This window comes from Novosphingobium sp. BL-S-20 (genome assembly GCF_055521635.1).
Genome location: NZ_CM145494.1, coordinates 1,686,656 through 1,704,569, shown reverse-complemented (window position 1 = coordinate 1,704,569; position 17,914 = coordinate 1,686,656). Strand labels below are relative to the sequence as shown.

The following is a 17,914-nucleotide window of genomic DNA, read 5'->3' as shown; positions in this document are numbered from 1 at the left end:
GTCCCAACGGGAGCGTGATCGATCTTTCGGTATTTTCCGGATTCTAGCCGCGCAATTCACGCCGCAGGATCTTGCCGGTCGGCGTCTTGGGCAGGTCGTCCAGCACGGCGATGATACGCGGCACCTTGTAGGCGGCCAGATGCGAGCGGCAGAAGGCGATGAGCTCCTGCTCGTCCAGCGTGGCGCCCTTGCGCAGGCTGATGACCGCTTTCACCGTCTCGCCGCGATAGGCGTCCGGTGCGCCGACCACGGCGGCTTCGCGGATCGCAGGGTGGGCATAGAGGACATCCTCCACCTCGCGCGGCCAGACCTTGAAGCCGGACGCTACGATCATGTCCTTCTTGCGGTCGATGAGGTAGATCCAGCCCTGGTCGTCCATCACCCCGATGTCCCCGGTACGGAAGCCGTCGCCGCGCATGGCCTCGCCCGTCGCCTCGGGTGCCTGCCAATATTCATGCACGACACTGGGACCGGCGACCGCGATTTCTCCCGCTTCGCCCGGTGCACAGGGCTGGCCCCGTTCGTCGAGGATGAGCACCGTGGTGCCCGCCACGGCCTTACCGGTGGACAGGGCGCCACTGGCAAGATCGACGGGCGCCGCGGGCGCTTCCGGGCAGGCGATAACCGGCGCCACCGTCTCGGTCAGGCCGTAGACATTGCGCAGGGTTACGCCTGTCGCCTCCCGGAACCGGTCCCGCAGGGCCGGCGCCACGGGCGCGCCGCCTGAGAAGACCGTCCGCAGGCTGGCGACCCGTTCGGGAGTGAAAGCAGGCGCCTCGATCAGCGCGACAAGCGCCGTCACTGCCGCGACCGTGAAGGTCGGCCGGTGCCGCTCGATCGCCTCCAGCACCGCTTCGGCCTGAAAACGATAAGTCAGGATCAACGGCGCCCGAGCCGCCAGCGCCGCACCGATATGCCCGCTGAGGCCGGTCACATGGAACAGCGGCGCAGCGGCAAGGATCGGCTCGCCGGGCTGGAGACTTGCCGCCGTGCGATAGAACGCCGCGCCTGCCAGCAGATTGGCATGGCTGATTACCGCACCCTTGGGCTTGCCGGTGGTGCCGGACGTATAGACCAGCATCAACGGGTCGAGCGGCCGAGCAGCGAAGGGCAGGGCGTGCGCCGATTGCGGGAAAGTCCCTCCGTCTCCCACCGTGAAGCGCAGGATTCCCGGCAGTGCATCACCGATCACATCCTGCGCGTGGCTCGTTTCGCAGACCACCGCGCGAGGCGTGCAGTCGGCAGCCACGCGCTCCACTTCCGCCGCCCGGTACATCGGGTTGATCGGCACGGTGACCACCCCGGCCTTGGCCGCACCCAGCAAGGCGACGAGGAATTCGGGCACGTTCTGGAGGCAGAGCAGCATCCGCTCGCCCGGCGCGATCCCGGCCTCGGCGAGAGCGGCGGCGAAACCGTCGCTCTGGCCGTCAAGCCAGCGGAAGCTGCGGCTTTCCCCGCGATAGAAGACAGCGGGGGCGTCCGCATCCAGCGCGAGCGCGGCCGCCAGCAGGTCGATCAGCGAAGGCATCATCCGCCCGTCAGCCCTGTGCCGCCGCGCCCATCACGGCCTTTACCTCCAGAAAGTCTCCGAAGGCATGGGCGCCCCATTCGCGGCCGTTGCCCGATTGCTTGTAGCCGCCGAACGGTGCGGTCAGATCGAGTTCCGGGTAATTGAGATAGACCTGCCCGGCGCGCAGGCGGCCTGCCACGGCTTCGGCTTCGGGGCCTGTTCCCTGCACATAGGCGGCAAGCCCGTAAGGCGTATCGTTGGCGATGGCGATCGCATGCTCCTCGTCTTCGTAACCGAGAATGGTGAGCACCGGGCCGAAAATCTCCTCGCGGGCGATCGTCATGTCGTTGGTGACATCGGCAAATACGGTGGGCTTCACATAGTAGCCGTCACCAAGCTCTTCGGGTTTGCCGGGACCGCCGCCGACAAGCGACGCGCCTTCGGCAATGCCCGCCTCGATCAGGCGCTGGATCTTGTTCCACTGCACTTCGCTGACCACCGGGCCCAGCTTGGCATTGCTGTCCGGCCGCCCGACCGTCTGCTCGGCCAGCGTCTCGGCAGCGATGGCCTTGGCTTCGGCCATGCGCGCGTGCTGGACCAGCATGCGCGAGGGCGCGTTGCAGGACTGCCCGGAATTGACCATCATCGCCGCGACCCCGCCGGAAACCGCCGCCTTCAGATCGGCGGAAGGCAGCACGATGTTCGCGGACTTGCCGCCGAGTTCCTGATGGACGCGCTTCACCGTGGCGGCAGCGGCGCGGGCGACTTCCACGCCGGCGCGGGTCGATCCGGTGAAGGACATCATGTCGACATCGGGATGGGCCGAAAGCGCCGCCCCCACGCCCGGCCCGTCGCCGTGGACGAGATTGAAGACACCCGCCGGAACACCCGCCTCCGCCATGATCTCGGCAAAGATCTGGCCGGAGAAAGGCGCGACTTCGGAGGGTTTCAGAACCATCGTGCAGCCCACCGCAATCGCCGGGGCGACCTTGCAGGCGATCTGGTTGAGCGGCCAGTTCCACGGCGTGATGAAGCCGCAGACACCGACCGGCTCCTTGACGAGGCGCGTGGTGCCCGTCTGCTCGCTGAACCTGTAACTGTCGAGCAATTGCCGGGCGATCTGGAGATGGCCGATGCCGATGGGCACTTGCGCCGCGCTGGCAAGCCAGGTGGGCGCGCCCATTTCGGCGGTCACGGCAGATGCCAGATCGTCGGCCCGCTTCTGGTAGACGGCGATGATCGCCTCCAGCAGTTCGGCGCGCTCCTTCACGCTGCTGCGGGAATAGCTGTCGAAGGCGCGCCGTGCAGCGGCGACCGCGGCGTTCACGTCGGCCTCTCCGCCAAGCGCGACTTTACCTGCAACGCCCGCATCGGCGGGGTTTATCACGTCGATTACAGCGGAAGTCGAAGGGGCGACCCAGCGGCCGTCGATATAGAATGTCAGCGCCTCGCGCATGGCTCTCTCCTGTTATGCCTTTACCATCATCTTGACCTGTTCCCCGCCTGCTGTCAGCGCGGCGAAGGCCCGGTCGACTTGTGTGAGCGTCGTCTCGCCGGTCAGCATCGGCGCCAGTGCCTCGGGCCGCGCGCAGATCATCGCGAAAGCCTCGGCGAATTCCTGCGGGGAATAGGCGAAGACGAAGCGCAACTGGATCGACTTCTGGATCAGCAACGCCGGTTCGATCGCATCGGTTTCCATGCAGACCCCGGCCACGACGACCGTGGCCGCAACCGGCGCGGCTTCGGCTATGGCGGTGAGCATGCCGGGTTTGCCCACGCATTCGAACAGCACCGCGCGCTTATGCGTACCATTTGCCGCCGCCATCGTATCGGACAGGCCAATATGAAGATCATGCCCCCGCCACCACGCCGTGCTGGCCGCGCCATCGGGGGCGATCACGGCGTCCGCCCCCATCCTTTCCGCCATACTCCGGCGCGCTGGTACGGGATCGATGGCCAGCACCGGCCCCAGCCCCAGCGCCTTGAGCCGGGCGATGATGAACAGCCCCACCGGGCCGCAGCCATAGACCGCAAAGGCACAGTCCTTGTCCGCGCCGGACTGGTTGACCGCATGGACCGCGACGGCGAGCGGCTCGGTCATGGCGGCGACTTCGGTGGGCACATTGTCCGGCACTGCATGCAGAGCGTCGCTTTGCAGCAGCATCCGTTCCGCGAACGCGCCGTTGTAACGGTTCGAATAGCCGATCAGCACCAGCCCCTCGGCATCGACGAGAAAGGGCTGCGCCACCACCCTCTGGCCGACCGGAAGCCCTGCCGCCGGTTCCAGCAGCGCGGCGCAGAACTCATGCCCCATCACCACCGGCCGGTCCGGGTCCATGAAACCGCGGAACCCGGCACGGTGGAGGAGATTGCAAAGGTGATCGCCGTGGTCGCGGGCGTGAAGGTCGCTGCCGCAGACCCCGCAGGCGAGCGGCGCGACCAGAACCTGTCCCGCAGCGGGGACGGGTTCCGGCATGTCTTCCACGCGCATCCTGCCCTTGTGGAGGACCGCCGCCTTCACAGCTGGATGTTCTCGTAATAGGGGACCATGACTTCGTTGTCCGCCGGTTCGCCCAGCATCGCGGCGGTCATGGGAAGGACCACCTCGGCATCGACCGTCACGTCGATGCAGCCCGGCAGGCCAGAGGCGAAGGCGCGGGCGATGGCGGGGCCGATCTCGTCCAGAGTGTCAACGCGCTCGCCATAGCAGCCGAAGCCCCTGGCGATCTCGTGGTACTTGATGTCGCCCAGCACGGAGATACAACTATAGTTCTCACCGTAGAGAATCTGCTGGCCGTGCAATGACTGTCCCCAGCAGCTGTTGTTGAGCACGACGGTGACGATCGGCAGCTTCTGCCGCACCATCGTCTCGAACTCCTGCAAGTGGAAACCGATGGCGCCGTCTCCCGAAATCTGGACCACGGGCTTGCCGGGCCGCGCATAAGCCGCCCCGACCGCAAGCCCGAAACCGACGCCGAGCGCGCCAAGCTGGCCGAACGTCAGGACCCCGCCGGGATGGGCCACGCGGGCATGGTATCCCGCCCAAAGCCCCGCCTCGCCGCCTTCGAGGACGAAAGTGGTGCCTTCCGGCGCGCCCGAAACCGCAGCCTTGGCGGCAAAGTATGGGTTGATCTTGCCGGAAGGTGTCTCGGGCGAGAACTCCGAACCGACGATCGAGGCCGCCTTGCGCATCGTATCGCGCCATGCGGCGAAGCGTTGCGGTGCCTCGTCCCACGCCTGCGCCAGTGCGTCCATGGTCGCGCCGACGCTCGCCGTGGTGGCAAGCGCGGGCTGATGAATTCGGCCGAACTCTGCGGCGTCGGCATGGACTTGCACGATCTTCGCGTCTTCGGGAAAGAAGACGCGCGTTCGGCCGCCCAGGAACAGGCCGAAGCGCGAGCCGAGCATCAGGATCAAGTCCGGCGCTTCCTCCTGCGCGATGGCGACGGCGATCGCGCTCGGGTCATGGGCATAGCCGGGGTGGCCGGGATCGAGCAGGCCGAGCGAACGGCTGCTGAAGACAGCGGGGATGCCCAGCCTGTCGAGGAAGCCCTGCACTTGCGCAGGGGTGGACTGGTAGCGGGCGAGGCTGCCGAAGATCGCGACGGGACGCTTGGCCTGCTTCAACAGCGCAACCATTTCCTCGACGTGGGCGGGAAGCGGGGCGGTCGGGATCGGCTGGACCGGACGCGGCAGGGGAACGGGCCGCTGGGCCGGGCGGGCCATGACGTCGATCGGCAGTTCCACGAAGACCGGCCCCGGCCTGCCGCTCACGGCAATCGTGATGGCATTGGCGAGCAGGTCGGGAATGCGGTCGGGATCAGTGATGCGGATCGCGTGCTTCACGACCGGGGTCGCCATGGCCACCTGGTCGACGCCGCCTTGCAGGACGTTGAGCGCTTCCTCCCGCAGCGGCGGGGCGCCGGCCATGAACAGGACCGGCGTGCCGTCCAGCCGGGCATTGGCCATGCAGGTCAGCGCATTGGTGAAACCGGGACCGGCGGTAATCATGCACACGCCAAGTTCGCCGGTAATGCGTGCCCAGCCTTCGGCGGCGTGGCCGGAGCAGGCCTCATGGCGGGAATCGACGAGTTCGATCCCTTCGTCGAGGAAACCCTTGAAGGCGGCATCGAGATGGCCGCCGTGGAGCGCGAATATCGTGGTGACACCGGCTTCCCGCAGCGTGCTTGCGACCAGCGCGCCGCCGTCCGTGATGATCTTCTGCCCTTCGGCCATTCCTGCATCCCTTTGCCGTTTATCGCATTGAAGGACAGGTTAGCCGGGGAGGGCCGGGGTGGGGATTGACGGAAACCCGTTATTGGGACGTGTCGCCACAGACCCTAGATGGGAAGGGCTACCCACGCCGCGCGCGCGGCTGTAGGGTGGTCGAAATATCCGGGCCCGGAAAACGGGCCGGACGGGAGAGTGACATGGAGATGAACGTCAGGCTTACAGGCGGTATCTGCGATTTCACGCGGCATATCGTGGAGACGTGCGACCTGGACAGTGCCTCGATATTCCTGTGCGACCGGGTTTCGAACAAGCCGCAACTTTCCTACCTCTTCCACACCGGCATTTCGGAGGAAGTGAAGGAAATCTATCACAGCAAGGCGGTGTTCGAGCACGATCCCTTCACCGATCCGCGCCTGCAGGAGCAGCCGGACCGGGTAGACGACGACGGCGTGCTGGTGGGATCGGATCGCCGGGTGGAAACCATCGCCAAGCCGACCAGCCAATACTGGCAGTTCATGTACCACTACGGCATCGACGTGATCGGTGCCTCGACCCGGCGCCTGATGCCGGGAATCTATTCGACGATCGGTTTCCACCGCAAGCGTGTCGTCAAGCGACCGGACCCGGTGTCGATGCCACTGCTGAACCAGCTGGCGCCACGCTTGCAGGACATGGTGGCGGGGCACATGCTGCGCGAACTGCTCGACAAGGCCAATGGCCTCAGCACGTTCCGCACGAGCTACTTCCGGCGGACCGAGGCGGCCTCTTCAACGCCGCTCTCGCCGCGCGAAACGGAGATTGCGCAGCTTGTGTGCCAGGGCAAGCTCAACAAGGAGATCGCCTATAGCACCGGCCTGTCCGAGCACACGGTCGAGAACCATCTCCGGCGCATCTATGCAAAGCTGTCGATCCACAACCGCTCCTCGCTGGTCGCCTATATGACGCGGTGAGGGCAGGGGAGAATTATCGCCGAGGGGGAACGACTTCACATTCCCCCTCGGCGGCCTTCAGAAGTTGACCGAAAAAGTGCCGCCGAACCAGCGCGGCATCTGGTAGACCACTTCACCGCTGTTCGCGACCGAGGAGATGTCGAACAGGTTGATCGCGCGGCGGGTGTTGAACACATTGTCGACGTAGAAGCTGAGCGACCAGTTGTCCGCCGTATAGCCGGCCTGCGCATCCGCCACGAAGAGGCCGGGGATTTTCGTCGAGGGGTTGTTGAGCGAATCCCGGTACATCCAGGTCCGCCCGCGTGCTGCGCCCTGCACGAAGAGCTTTCCGCTGAACTGGTCCCACTCGTAGCGCACCCGCGCATTGCCGGTAAGGCGCGGTGCCAGCGGCAGGCGGTTGTCGGACAGGATCGCCACCGCGCCGGTCGGATTGTAGATGTCCTGGACGCGGGTGTGGACATAGCCGCCCGAAACCGACAGCGAGAGGCCCCGCGTCGGCGTGGCGGTCACTTCCACTTCGCCGCCCCAGATCTTCGCATCGTTGTTGGTGATGACATTGGTGATGCCGATCAGGCTGGTGTTCTGCATGTTCTGGTAATCGTAATAGAACACCGCACCGTTCACGCGCAGCATCTTGCCCAGCAGGTCCGACTTCACGCCCAGTTCGAAGGCATTGTTGGTTTCCTCCTTGAAGGGGCGCAATTCCGGCGCGGTGCCGGTGACGTTGCCGGTGATGAAACCGCCGCTCTTCTGCCCGCGCTTGTAGCTGAGGTAGACCAGCAGATCGTCGGTCGGCTTGTAGTTGAGCTGCAGGTTGGCGTTGACCAGCCCCTTGCGGAACCGCGCGAGATCGCCATTGTCGGCCACGGTGAGCCGGGTGAAGACCGCATCGGGCGAGGCGAATATCTGTTCGCGCAGAGCCTCGTAGGCGCCGATCGACATCGGCAGCGGCGTATCGATCGGCAGCGAGGTGGTCGCTGCGTTCACGCTGTCGAGCCGCTTGTTGTCATGGGTGTAGCGAATGCCCGCGATGGCCGTCAGTTGCGGGGTCAGGTCGTATTCCGCCTGTCCGAAGAAGGCGTAGCTGCTCAGCTTCTGCCCGTCGCGGAAGGCCTGCCCGTAAAGCGTGTCGCCGAAAGGCGTCACCGTCGGCCCGAAGAACAGCGGCGAGGCGGACGTGGTGAAGATCGACTGATGCAGATAGTTGGCACCCGCCGTCAGCCGTAGCACGCCGGTGTCCCAGTTGACGCGCCCTTCCGCCGTCCAGTGGCGCGAGCGGGCCTTGTTGGAGAAGTTGCAGAGCGGCAGCGGCGTGTGGTCGCAGTCCTCGATGCTGTACTTCTTCGATTGCAGCCAGCCGCCCAGCACGGTGACGTTGACCCCGCCGCCTGCATCGTAGTTCAACGTGGCGAGGTAGTGCTGCATCTTGCTCTGCAGTTCGTTGCTGCCGTCGGCATTGGTGACGTCTCTTGCCCCGGCGCCGATATTGGCCTGGTTCTGGCCGAAGGCGTCGGTCGGGATCGCGTAAGTGCCGGGCAGTCCCGCGATCTGGCCGACCGGATAGGCCTTTTCGTTGCCGCCCGCGACCGGGCCCATCTTGCCGATTTCAGCCTTGAGCAACAGCGAGAGGTTGTCGGTCGGCTGGAACAGCGCCTGGAGGCGGCCCGCATAGAACTTGCCCGCCGCGCCCTTGCGCCAGTTGCTGGTCGGATTGATGTTGCGCAGATAGCCGTCGCTGTGGTCGGTCGAGAAGGCGCCGCGCAGCGCCAGGGTGTCGCTGACCGGCACGTTGAGGAAGCCCTCGGTGCGGATCGTGCCGCGCTCCGCCACGGTCACGGACATACGACCGCTGGTGCCATCGAACGTCGGGCGGTTGGTGTAGTAGTTGATGCTGCCCGCCGTCGCGTTGCGGCCCTGGACCGTACCCTGCGGCCCGCGCGCCACTTCGGTGCGGGCGATGTCGAAGCTCAGGAAGTCCGCCTGTCCGGCGCCGATCATGTAGAATTCGTCGACATAGGCGGTGGCGGTCGCCTCGGTCGTATCCTGGAAGTCGGGCTGGCCGACGCCGCGAATGGTGATCTGGGTGTTGAAGCCGGGCGAGGCGTAGGAGCGGACGATCTCGATGTTCGGCGTGAAATTGGCAACGTCGAGCGCGGTGGTCACGCCCAGTTCGCGCATCTGGTCTCCGGACATGGCGCTGATCGAGGCGCCGACGTTCTGCAACTTCTCCTCGCGGCGGTTGGCGGTAACGACGATGTCCTGAATGCCCACCTGTTCGGGGGGAGCCGATGCGGGCGTTGCAGACTGCCCCCATGCTGCGACCGGACTGGTCAGCGCGAGTGCGGCCACGGCGGTACGATAGATCGCTTTCATGTTCCTCCTCCATTATCGATGTTTTTATATCTTGCCGGGATAGCGCTCCGCGGCGGGCGGGGTCGATTGACGGAAACCCGTCCTGTCCTTCAGCGCCGGACGGCACTTTCGGCATCGGCGAGATGGCTCGTCCCGCCCAGCAGGCGCGTGAAGTTGGGCTGGCCGGTATGCGCGGTCATGCCGCCGTCGACGACGAGATTGTGGCCGTTCACGTAAGAGGCGTCTTCGGAGGCGAGAAAAGCGATAGCGCCTGCGATTTCAGAAGGTTCGGCGGGCCGCTTCATGGCGAGCGCAGGCTCGTAGGCGGCCATGACGACCGGATTGCCGGTAAGCCCGGTGGCCAGCGGCGTGGCGGTGAGGCCGGGGCTGACGGCATTGACCCGGATCTCGGGCGCATGATCGATGGCCATCGCGCGGGTCAGGTTGATGACGGCGGCCTTGGCGGCATTGTAAGCGGCGAAGCCATAGTCCGCCGCCATGCCCGAAGCCGAGGCGATATTGACGATCGAGCCGCCGACTCGGGACAAGTGCGGGATCGCCTGGCGGCTCGCCCAGAACACGGCCTCGACGTCGATGGCCATGACCTGCCGCCAGTGGTCGAGATCGATCTCGGTCACCCGGCCGAACGAACCCATGCCTGCATTGTTGACGAGCGTGTCGATCCGTCCAAAGCGGTCCTCCGTCTCGTCGATCATGCGGTCGATCGCGGCGGGATCGAGCATGTCGACCTCGACCGCGTGATGCCTTTCGCGGCCCAGATCGCCGACGACCCGCTCCAGTGCATCGGGCCGGATATCCGCAACCACCACCGAGGCGCCTTCCGCCGCGAAACGGCGCACGGCGGCCTCGCCTATGCCCGATGCGCCGCCCGTGACGATGACAACCCTGTTCGCAAATCGCATGCCTCTAAGCTCCTGCCTGTTTTCGGATCGGCAGGATGGAACAGAGGCGACCGGAGGCGCGACTGACGGAAATCCGTCAGGGTGCGCAAGTTCATCAGGGGCGGGGATCGAGCCCGCGGGTGAGGATATCGACCAGTGTCTGCGCTATGGTCTCGACTGGCAGTTCGCCTTCGGGATCGTGCCAGCGGGCGGGCCAGTTGAGCGCCCCTGCCAGAGTGAAGGCCGCCATCTTGACGTCGACGGGGGCAATCGAACCGTCGGCCACTGCCTGTTCGATCATGGTCCGCAGGGCGCTATCGATCTGGCGCTTGAGTTCGCGGTAGCGCGGCAGGCTTTCGGGAGAGAGCGCCTCCGCGCCCGTACGGATCACGCAGCGCCCGAAATCGTCCATGTTCACTTCGGCATAGCGGCGCAGGAAGCGCGTCAGTCGGTGGCGGCCGTCGCCCGGTTCGCGGCGCGCCCGGTCCGCCGCTTCCAGCAATTGCTGAAGGCCGATGGTCACGCATTCGAGCAGCACCTGATCCTTGTTCGCCAGATAATGATAGATCGTGCGCTTGGAGATGCCGAGGCTGGCGGCGACATCGTCCAGCGAGGTCGCGTGGAACCCCCGTTCGTTGAACATGCGCACTGCCGCTCGCAGCACCGCATCCCGCTTGGCGGCGCGCTCCGCTTCCTTCTGGGCGGCGGTTCGAAAGGGTGACGGCGACGGCATGGGTATCCTCTTTTCTTCGCCGGGAGCGTTGACAGGAAACTTCAGGAGATGCAATACACTCATGAGTGCATAAATGCACCGCAAAGTTTTTGGAGAGTCTTGCATGGATATCAACGGCGTCGCGGCGATCGTGACGGGTGGAGCATCGGGCCTCGGCGCAGGCACGGCCCGGCGGCTGGCCGCAGCCGGTGCGAAAGTGACTATCTTCGATCTCAATCCGGAACTCGGCGAAATCACCGCGCGCGAAATCGGCGGGCACTTCGCGGCGGTCGACGTGACCGATGAGGCTGCCGTCGACGCCGCGCTGGAACATGCCGAAGGCTTGCACGGCAAGGCCCGCATCCTGGTCAACTGCGCCGGGATCGCTCCGCCCGCCAAAGTGATCGACCGCGAGGGCAAGGCGCTTCCGCTGGCGATGTTTTCCAGGACTGTCTCGATCAACCTGATCGGCAGTTTCAACGTTCTCTCCAAGTTCGCGGCGCGACTGCACGATGCCGAGCCGGTGGGGGAGGAGCGCGGCGTGATCGTCAATACCGCCTCGGTCGCAGCCTATGACGGCCAGATCGGGCAGGCGGCCTATGCCGCATCGAAGGGCGGCATCGTCGGCATGACGCTCCCCGTGGCGCGGGAGTTCGCGCGCTACGGCATCCGCGTGATGACGATTGCCCCCGGCATCTTCTGGACCCCGCTGCTGGCCGGCCTGCCGCAGGAGGCGCAGGATTCACTGGGCAAGCAAGTGCCCTTCCCAAGCCGCCTCGGCCAGCCCGACGAATATGCACAATTGGTGGAGAGCATCGTCACCAACCCGATGCTCAACGGCGAGACCATCCGTCTCGACGGCGCGATCAGGATGGCACCGAAGTGAGGAGCGCCCAAATGGAACATTCAGAAGGTGCCGGTCCCGAACTGACCGCCGAGATCGCCGCGAAAGTCGAAGCCTTCGTCCGCGAGGTCGTCGTGCCTTACGAGAAGGACTCGCGCCGCGATCACCACGATTGCCCGAGCGAGGAACTTGTCGCCGAACTCAAGGGCAAGGCACGGGCTGCCGGCGTGCTAACGCCGCATATCCTGGGGGACGGGCGCCATCTGACGCAGCGCGAGACCGCCGTGGTGCTGCGTGCCTCGGGCCTGTCGCCGCTCGGGCCGCTGGCGGTCAACACCGCCGCGCCGGACGAGGGCAACATGTACCTGCTCGGCAAAGTCGGCAGCCCGGCCATCAAGGAGCGCTTCCTGAAGCCGCTGGTGGAAGGGCGCGGACGTTCGGCTTTCTTCATGACCGAACCGGCGGCCGAGAACGGTGCCGGTTCCGATCCCTCGATGATGCTGACCACTTGCCGTCTCGACGGCAATCACTGGGTCGTGAACGGCAGGAAGGCGTTCATCACCGGCGCCGACGGCGCGAAAGTGGGCATTGTCATGGCGAAGTCCGATGACGGCGCCTGCATGTTCCTGGTCGACCTGCCCGACCCGGCGATCCGCATCGAACATGTGCCCAATACCATCGATTCCTCGATGCCCGGCGGCCATGCCGTCGTCACGATCGACAACCTGCGGGTGCCTGCCGACCAGATGCTGGGCCAGTCGGGCGAGGGGTTCCGCTATGCGCAAGTGCGGCTCGCCCCGGCGCGGCTTTCGCACTGCATGCGCTGGCTCGGTGCCTGTATCCGCGCCAACGAGATCGCCACCGACTACGCCAACCGCCGCTTGGCCTTCGGCAAGACACTGATCGACCACGAAGGCGTCGGCTTCATGCTGGCCGACAACCTGATCGACCTCAAGCAGAGCGAACTCATCATCGACTGGTGCGCGGGCGTGCTGGATGCCGGAGAGGGCGGCGGCGCGGAAAGCTCGATGGCCAAAGTCGCGGTTTCCGAGGCGCTGATGCGGGTGGCGGATCGCTGCGTGCAGGTGATGGGCGGATCGGGCGTGACCGACAATACGATCGTCGAGCAGGTCTTCCGCGAAATCCGCGCCTTCCGCATCTACGACGGCCCCACCGAAGTCCACAAGTGGAGCCTCGCCAAGAAGATCAAGCGCGACTGGAAGGCGGCTCATGAGCAGCACTGACGCTGCCGCCAATGCCGGTACCGGCGCCGTGCGCGAGGGCTACGCCTTCGACGAGGCCCGGCTGGCTGCGTGGATGGAAGCCCATGTCGAGGGCTTTACCGGGCCGCTCACGGTCGAGCAGTTCAAGGGCGGGCAGTCCAACCCGACCTACAAGCTGGTGACGCCGGGCCGGTCCTATGTGCTGCGGCGCAAGCCGCCGGGGCAGGTGCTGAAAGGCGCCCATGCGGTGGAGCGCGAGGCCCGCGTGCTCTCGGCGCTGGGCAGCACCGGCTTCCCGGTGGCGCATGTCCACGGCCTGTGCCTGGACGAAGGCGTGATCGGCAGCTGGTTCTACGTGATGGAGATGGTCGAAGGCCGCATCTTCTGGGACGCGACTTTCCCCGACGTTCCGCATGATGAGCGCGCAGCCTACTTCGCCGCGATGAACGAGACGATCGCGGCGCTGCACCGGATCGAGCCGGAAGCCATCGGCCTTGGCGACTATGGGCGCCCCGGCAATTACTTCGAGCGCCAGATCGCGCGATGGTCGAAGCAATACCTCGAAGACACCGAGGCGGGCCGCGACACCGGCATGGACCGGCTGATCGAATGGCTCCCCACCGCAATCCCCGCAGGCGACGAGACGCGCATCGTCCATGGCGATTTCCGCTGCGACAACATGATCTTCCATCCCACGCAGCCGCGCATTCTGGCGGTGCTGGACTGGGAACTCTCGACGCTGGGCCATCCGCTGGCGGACTTCGCCTATCATGCAATGATGTTCCGCATGCCGCCCGATATCGTCGCAGGTCTGGGCGGGGCGGATATCGCCGCGCTCGGTATCCCGACCGAGGCCGAATACCGCGATGCCTATTGCCGCAATGTCGGAAGGCCGCCGATCTCGGAGCAGGACTATGCGTTCTGCATCGCCTTCAACTTCTTCCGGCTGGCGGCGATCTTCCACGGCATCAAGGGGCGCGTGATCCGGGGCACCGCCGCCTCCGAACACGCCCGCGAACGCGCCGCCAGCCTGCCGCGCATCATTGCGCTGGCGGTGGAGAGCATGGAGGCCTGCCGTTGAGCGCAGCACCCGTCCTTTTCGATGTCACCGAAGGCATCGCCCGCGTCACGCTCAACCGGCCTGAGGCGGGCAACGCCATCGACCTAGCCATGGCCCGCGCGCTGGCCGAGATCGCCATCCGCTGCGAGACCGACGCGGATATCCGCTGCGTGGTCCTCACCGGCGCCGGACGGCTGTTCTGCGCAGGCGGCGATGTCAGCCTGTTCAAGTCCTCGGGCGACCATGTCGACGCGTTGCTCAGCGAACTCGCAGGCACGCTGCACATGGCGCTCACCCGCTTTGCGCGCATGGCCAAGCCGCTGCTGGTGCTGGTCAACGGCCCGGCGGCGGGAGCCGGCCTCAGCCTCGCGATCGGCGGGGACGTGGTGCTCTGCGCCCGTTCGGCGCATTTCACCGCAGCTTACGGGGCGCTCGGCCTGACGCCCGACGGCGGCATGAGCTGGTGGCTCCCGCGCCTCGTGGGGCTGCGCAAGGCGCAGGAGATCATCCTCACCAACCGCCGCATCAAGGCGGACGAAGCCGAAGCCATCGGCATGGTCACCCGCACCGTCGACGACGAGGCGCTGGCGGGCGAGGGCGACGCGCTCTCCATCCAGCTTGCCGATGCCGCCGTCGGTGCCCTCGGCGCGGCGAGGGCGCTGCTGCGTCAGAGCTTCGAGACGAGCCTCGAAGCACAACTGGAACGCGAGGTCGCCGCGATCACCCGTTCGGGCGCCGCCCCCGAATGCCGCGAGGGCCTTGCCGCCTACTTCGAAAAGCGCGCGCCGATCTTCAAGTCAGGCAATGGCGGTATCGAAACCGTCCGGACGGAACGACATCCTGGAGCCCCCGCATGACCCTGCGCACGCGCTTCACCGAGCTTGTCGGCATCGAGCATCCCATCGTGCAGGGCGGCATGATGTGGGTGGGCCGCGCCGAACTGGCCGCAGCGGTTTCGAATGCAGGCGGCCTCGGCATTCTGACCGCGCTGACCCAGCCCACACCGGACGAACTGCACCGCGAGATCGAGCGCTGCCGGACGATGACCGACAAGCCTTTCGGCGTAAACCTGACGATCCTGCCTTCGGTCTCGCCGCCGCCTTATGCGGAATACCGCAAGGCCATCATCGACAGTGGCGTCACCGTGGTCGAGACGGCAGGCCACCGTCCGCAGGAGCATGTCGAGGACTTCAAGGCCCACGGCGTGACGGTGATCCACAAGTGCACGGCCGTGCGCCATGCCCTCTCCGCCGAGCGGATGGGCGTGGACGCGATCTCGATCGACGGATTCGAATGCGCGGGCCATCCGGGCGAGGACGATATTCCGGGCCTGATCCTGATCCCGGCAGCGGCCGACAAGCTGACGATCCCGATGATTGCCAGCGGCGGCTTCGGTGACGGACGCGGCCTTGCCGCCGCGCTGGCGCTGGGGGCGGAAGGGATCAACATGGGCACCCGCTTCTGCGCCACGGTAGAAGCGCCGATCCATCAGCGGGTGAAGCAGTTCATCGTCGAGAACGACGAGCGCGGCACCAACCTGATCTTCCGCAAATTCCACAATACCGGGCGCGTCGCGAAGAACAGTGTCTCCGATCAGGTGGTCGAGATATCGACGCGCGAAGGCGCGGTATTCGAGGACATCCGCCCGCTGGTCTCGGGCGCGAAGGGCCGGACAGCGCTGGAAACGGGGAACCTCGATGCCGGGCTAGTCTGGGCCGGGCAGGTGCAGGGCCTGATCCACGACATCCCCACATGCGCCGATCTCGTGAGCAGGATCGTGCGCGAGGCAGAAGGCATCATCGCCACGCGGCTCGCAGGCATGGTGACGGACAAGGTGAGTTTACAAGCGACTGCTTAGCTCTCCTGCACTGCGTCACTGAAAGCCATCATGCTTCCTATGTTCTGGCTCTGATCGAGATCGCCGACGACGACGACGCGCCTTCGACTGTCGTCTCCATCCAGAAGGCGATCATGCATCTCGCACGCAACATCGGCTTGGACACTATACCAGGATATACCGGCGGCTAAACCATCGCGCTATTTCGCCGCGAAGGCTAAATATCTACATCATCGAGGCAGCCGAAAACAATCACGGGAGCACAATAAACCTCCCATCATCAACCTGCGCATCCTGAATACAGTCCTCGAACAATCAACAGTCCATTCAGCGCATGAAGCGCCAAAGCATGATCGGACACGAACATGTCACCTTCGCCGTTAGTAATATCGCGACGAACCGCCTTGCTTGGGTGCGCAGTCGGAACGATTTCGACATTGTTGCCATCATCAGCATTCGCCCAATTCAATACACATCACACGCACGGAGACGTGACCATGAGCAGTGGCTTTGTAGAGACCAAAGACGGCACCCAGATCTTCTTCAAGGATTGGGGACCGAAGACCGCGCAGCCTATCGTCTTCCATCATGGATGGCCCTTGTCGGCCGACGATTGGGACACGCAGATGCTGTTCTTCCTGGCCAACGGCTACCGCGTCGTTGCCCATGATCGTCGCGGCCATGGCAGGTCCTCGCAGGTCGACACCGGCAACGACATGGATCATTACGCAGCCGACGCTTCGGCCGTCGTCGAGCATCTCGACTTGCGCAATGCGATCCATATCGGCCATTCCACCGGCGGCGGCGAAGTGGCCCGTTACGTTGCCCGTTACGGCCAGCCGCAGGGCCGCGTCGCCAAGGCCGTGCTCGTCAGCTCCGTTCCCCCGTTGATGCTCAAGACGGCAGCCAATCCGGGCGGTACGCCGATGTCCGTGTTCGACGGCTTCCGTGCCGCTCTGGCCGCCAACCGCGCCGAGTTCTATACCGCCGTCGCGTCGGGTCCCTTCTACGGCTTCAACCGCCCCGGTGCGAAGGTTTCGGAATCGGTCATCCACAACTGGTGGCGCCAGGGGATGATGGGCGGCGCCCTCGCGCAGTACGAGGGCATCAAGGCCTTCTCGGAAACCGATCAGACCGAAGACCTCAAGGCCATCACCGTCCCGACACTGGTGATGCAGGGCGACGACGATCAGGTGGTACCGTACACCGACGCGGCCATGCTGCAGATCAAGCTGCTCCGCCACGGCGAACTCAAGATCTACAAGGGCTACCCTCACGGCATGCTGACCACGCACGCCGACGTGATCAACCCCGACCTGCTCGCCTTCGTCAAGTCGTAAGCGCTTAGGAACGAGCTATGGAGAGGATGGCGGAACTGCTTCCGCCATCCTCTTTTTCTGAACGATCGATCCCGGCTCAGAGCGGAGGCCGGAGGCCCGCGCGCGGCCGGATCACGGATCGCGCCGCTGGTAGATTTTCTCCTCGCGCACGAAATCACCGAAATCGCCTGCATGGCGCGAGAAGCGCAGACTCTCCCGCGCACCGAGGCCAAGGAAGCCCCTGCGCGCCAGCGAGTCCCGGAACAGTCCGAGGGCGCGGTCCTGCAAGTCGCGATTGAAGTAGATCATCACATTGCGGCAGGAGATCAGGTGCATTTCCGCGAAGACCGCATCGGTCACGAGGCTGTGGTCGGAAAAGACCACGCGCTCGCGCAGGTTTTTGTCGAAGGCGGCGTGGCCTTTGGCGGTGGAATAAAAGTCCGAAAGCGGCGATTTTCCGCCCGAGAGCCGATGGTTCTCGGTGAAGGCGGCCATGCGGTCGAGCGGATAGATGCCCCGTGCGGCAGCATCGAGCGCGTCCTGATTGATGTCGGTCGCGTAGAACAGCGTGCGATCTTCCAGCCCTTCCTCGCGGAACAGGATGACGAAGGAGTAGAGTTCCTCACCGCTGCTGCACCCCGCAATCCATACCCTGAGCGAAGGATAGGTGCGCAGATGCGGCACGACTTTCTCGCGGATGGCACGGAAGTAGTCCGGATCGCGGAACAGTTCGCTGACTTGCACGGTCAGGAAGTCCTGCAGGCGCGAGACGGTCGCCGGATCGCGCAACAGGCGGTCCTGGAGTGCCGAAAAAGTCGGCAGGCCCATCTGGTCCCGCGCCTGCCGCAACCGGCGCTTCAGCGAGGCCTGCGCGTAATCGCGGAAGTCGTAGTGATAACGGCGATAGAGCGCGTCCAGCAGGAGGCCTATCTCGATGTCCTCGATCTGCTCCTCGTCCATCAGCGCCCCCAC

15 protein-coding genes are annotated in these 17,914 nt (G+C 65.3%); 7 read left to right on the top strand and 8 right to left on the bottom strand.

Features of this window, described 5'->3' with window-relative positions:
* Positions 1–43 precede the first annotated feature (43 nt).
* From ACZ1II_RS15795 to ACZ1II_RS15780, 4 genes are read right to left on the bottom strand one after another with little or no spacing between them, the layout of a single operon-like run.
* Positions 44–1,531, bottom strand: coding sequence for a class I adenylate-forming enzyme family protein (locus ACZ1II_RS15795; protein WP_465144591.1), 1,488 nt, complete (start codon positions 1,529–1,531; stop codon positions 44–46).
* Between the two features lie 7 nt (positions 1,532–1,538).
* Complete coding sequence (locus tag ACZ1II_RS15790; RefSeq protein ID WP_465144590.1) at positions 1,539–2,966, bottom strand: aldehyde dehydrogenase family protein; 1,428 nt, start codon at positions 2,964–2,966, stop codon at positions 1,539–1,541.
* Between the two features lie 12 nt (positions 2,967–2,978).
* Positions 2,979–4,031, bottom strand: coding sequence for a zinc-binding dehydrogenase (locus ACZ1II_RS15785; protein ID WP_465144589.1), 1,053 nt, complete (start codon positions 4,029–4,031; stop codon positions 2,979–2,981).
* Complete coding sequence (locus ACZ1II_RS15780; RefSeq protein ID WP_465144588.1) at positions 4,028–5,746, bottom strand: thiamine pyrophosphate-binding protein; 1,719 nt, start codon at positions 5,744–5,746, stop codon at positions 4,028–4,030. Before ACZ1II_RS15780 ends, ACZ1II_RS15785 begins: the two co-directional genes overlap by 4 nt.
* A gap of 194 nt (positions 5,747–5,940) precedes the next feature.
* Here ACZ1II_RS15780 and ACZ1II_RS15775 point away from each other — a divergent pair, with 194 nt between their 5' ends.
* Entirely contained in the window at positions 5,941–6,693 is a 753-nt protein-coding gene (locus tag ACZ1II_RS15775) for a response regulator transcription factor (RefSeq protein WP_465144587.1), read from the top strand.
* Between the two features lie 57 nt (positions 6,694–6,750).
* On the opposite strand, the gene ACZ1II_RS15770 is transcribed toward ACZ1II_RS15775, so the two are convergent.
* The 3 genes from ACZ1II_RS15770 to ACZ1II_RS15760 all read right to left on the bottom strand — a co-directional run bounded on the left by ACZ1II_RS15770 (position 6,751) and on the right by ACZ1II_RS15760 (position 10,680).
* Positions 6,751–9,066, bottom strand: coding sequence for a TonB-dependent receptor (locus ACZ1II_RS15770; RefSeq protein WP_465144586.1), 2,316 nt, complete (start codon positions 9,064–9,066; stop codon positions 6,751–6,753).
* A gap of 89 nt (positions 9,067–9,155) precedes the next feature.
* Entirely contained in the window at positions 9,156–9,968 is an 813-nt protein-coding gene (gene budC / locus ACZ1II_RS15765; RefSeq protein ID WP_465144585.1) for a meso-2,3-butanediol dehydrogenase, read from the bottom strand.
* A 94-nt stretch (positions 9,969–10,062) separates the two neighbouring features.
* Positions 10,063–10,680, bottom strand: coding sequence for a TetR/AcrR family transcriptional regulator (locus tag ACZ1II_RS15760; RefSeq protein WP_465144584.1), 618 nt, complete (start codon positions 10,678–10,680; stop codon positions 10,063–10,065).
* Between the two features lie 103 nt (positions 10,681–10,783).
* On the opposite strand from ACZ1II_RS15760, the gene ACZ1II_RS15755 reads away from it, so the two are divergent.
* From ACZ1II_RS15755 to ACZ1II_RS15730, 6 genes are all read left to right on the top strand, one after another.
* A complete protein-coding gene (locus tag ACZ1II_RS15755; RefSeq protein WP_465144583.1) occupies positions 10,784–11,545 on the top strand; it encodes a 3-hydroxyacyl-CoA dehydrogenase in 762 nt (253 codons plus the stop codon).
* Between the two features lie 11 nt (positions 11,546–11,556).
* On the top strand, positions 11,557–12,747 hold the full coding sequence (locus ACZ1II_RS15750; protein WP_465144582.1) for an acyl-CoA dehydrogenase family protein: 1,191 nt from the start codon (positions 11,557–11,559) through the stop codon (positions 12,745–12,747).
* Positions 12,734–13,807 (top strand): phosphotransferase, encoded by a 1,074-nt coding sequence (locus ACZ1II_RS15745; protein ID WP_465144581.1) that lies wholly within the window; start codon positions 12,734–12,736, stop codon positions 13,805–13,807. The genes ACZ1II_RS15750 and ACZ1II_RS15745 overlap by 14 nt, the downstream gene beginning before the upstream one ends.
* On the top strand, positions 13,804–14,643 hold the full coding sequence (locus ACZ1II_RS15740) for an enoyl-CoA hydratase/isomerase family protein (RefSeq protein ID WP_465144580.1): 840 nt from the start codon (positions 13,804–13,806) through the stop codon (positions 14,641–14,643). The genes ACZ1II_RS15745 and ACZ1II_RS15740 overlap by 4 nt, the downstream gene beginning before the upstream one ends.
* A complete protein-coding gene (locus ACZ1II_RS15735; protein WP_465144579.1) occupies positions 14,640–15,644 on the top strand; it encodes an NAD(P)H-dependent flavin oxidoreductase in 1,005 nt (334 codons plus the stop codon). Before ACZ1II_RS15740 ends, ACZ1II_RS15735 begins: the two co-directional genes overlap by 4 nt.
* Before the next feature lie 476 nt (positions 15,645–16,120).
* Entirely contained in the window at positions 16,121–16,963 is an 843-nt protein-coding gene (locus tag ACZ1II_RS15730; protein WP_465144578.1) for an alpha/beta fold hydrolase, read from the top strand.
* 111 nt (positions 16,964–17,074) lie between these two features.
* Here the strand turns inward: ACZ1II_RS15730 and ACZ1II_RS15725 are convergent, their stop codons facing one another.
* Positions 17,075–17,902 carry a CheR family methyltransferase gene (locus ACZ1II_RS15725; RefSeq protein ID WP_465144577.1) on the bottom strand — a complete coding sequence of 276 codons (828 nt, stop codon included), beginning with the start codon at positions 17,900–17,902 and terminating at the stop codon, positions 17,075–17,077.
* Between the last annotated feature and the right edge of the window lie 12 nt (positions 17,903–17,914).

Coding starts and splice junctions, on each gene's coding strand:
- ACZ1II_RS15725 (WP_465144577.1), bottom strand. CDS start 17,902: ATGGACGAGGAGCAGATCGAGGACATCGAGATAGGCCTCCTGCTGGAC.
- ACZ1II_RS15735 (WP_465144579.1), top strand. CDS start 14,640: ATGACCCTGCGCACGCGCTTCACCGAGCTTGTCGGCATCGAGCATCCC.
- ACZ1II_RS15760 (WP_465144584.1), bottom strand. CDS start 10,680: ATGCCGTCGCCGTCACCCTTTCGAACCGCCGCCCAGAAGGAAGCGGAG.
- ACZ1II_RS15745 (WP_465144581.1), top strand. CDS start 12,734: ATGAGCAGCACTGACGCTGCCGCCAATGCCGGTACCGGCGCCGTGCGC.
- ACZ1II_RS15755 (WP_465144583.1), top strand. CDS start 10,784: ATGGATATCAACGGCGTCGCGGCGATCGTGACGGGTGGAGCATCGGGC.
- ACZ1II_RS15770 (WP_465144586.1), bottom strand. CDS start 9,066: ATGAAAGCGATCTATCGTACCGCCGTGGCCGCACTCGCGCTGACCAGT.
- budC (WP_465144585.1), bottom strand. CDS start 9,968: ATGCGATTTGCGAACAGGGTTGTCATCGTCACGGGCGGCGCATCGGGC.
- ACZ1II_RS15730 (WP_465144578.1), top strand. CDS start 16,121: ATGAGCAGTGGCTTTGTAGAGACCAAAGACGGCACCCAGATCTTCTTC.
- ACZ1II_RS15795 (WP_465144591.1), bottom strand. CDS start 1,531: ATGATGCCTTCGCTGATCGACCTGCTGGCGGCCGCGCTCGCGCTGGAT.
- ACZ1II_RS15780 (WP_465144588.1), bottom strand. CDS start 5,746: ATGGCCGAAGGGCAGAAGATCATCACGGACGGCGGCGCGCTGGTCGCA.
- ACZ1II_RS15775 (WP_465144587.1), top strand. CDS start 5,941: ATGGAGATGAACGTCAGGCTTACAGGCGGTATCTGCGATTTCACGCGG.
- ACZ1II_RS15790 (WP_465144590.1), bottom strand. CDS start 2,966: ATGCGCGAGGCGCTGACATTCTATATCGACGGCCGCTGGGTCGCCCCT.
- ACZ1II_RS15750 (WP_465144582.1), top strand. CDS start 11,557: ATGGAACATTCAGAAGGTGCCGGTCCCGAACTGACCGCCGAGATCGCC.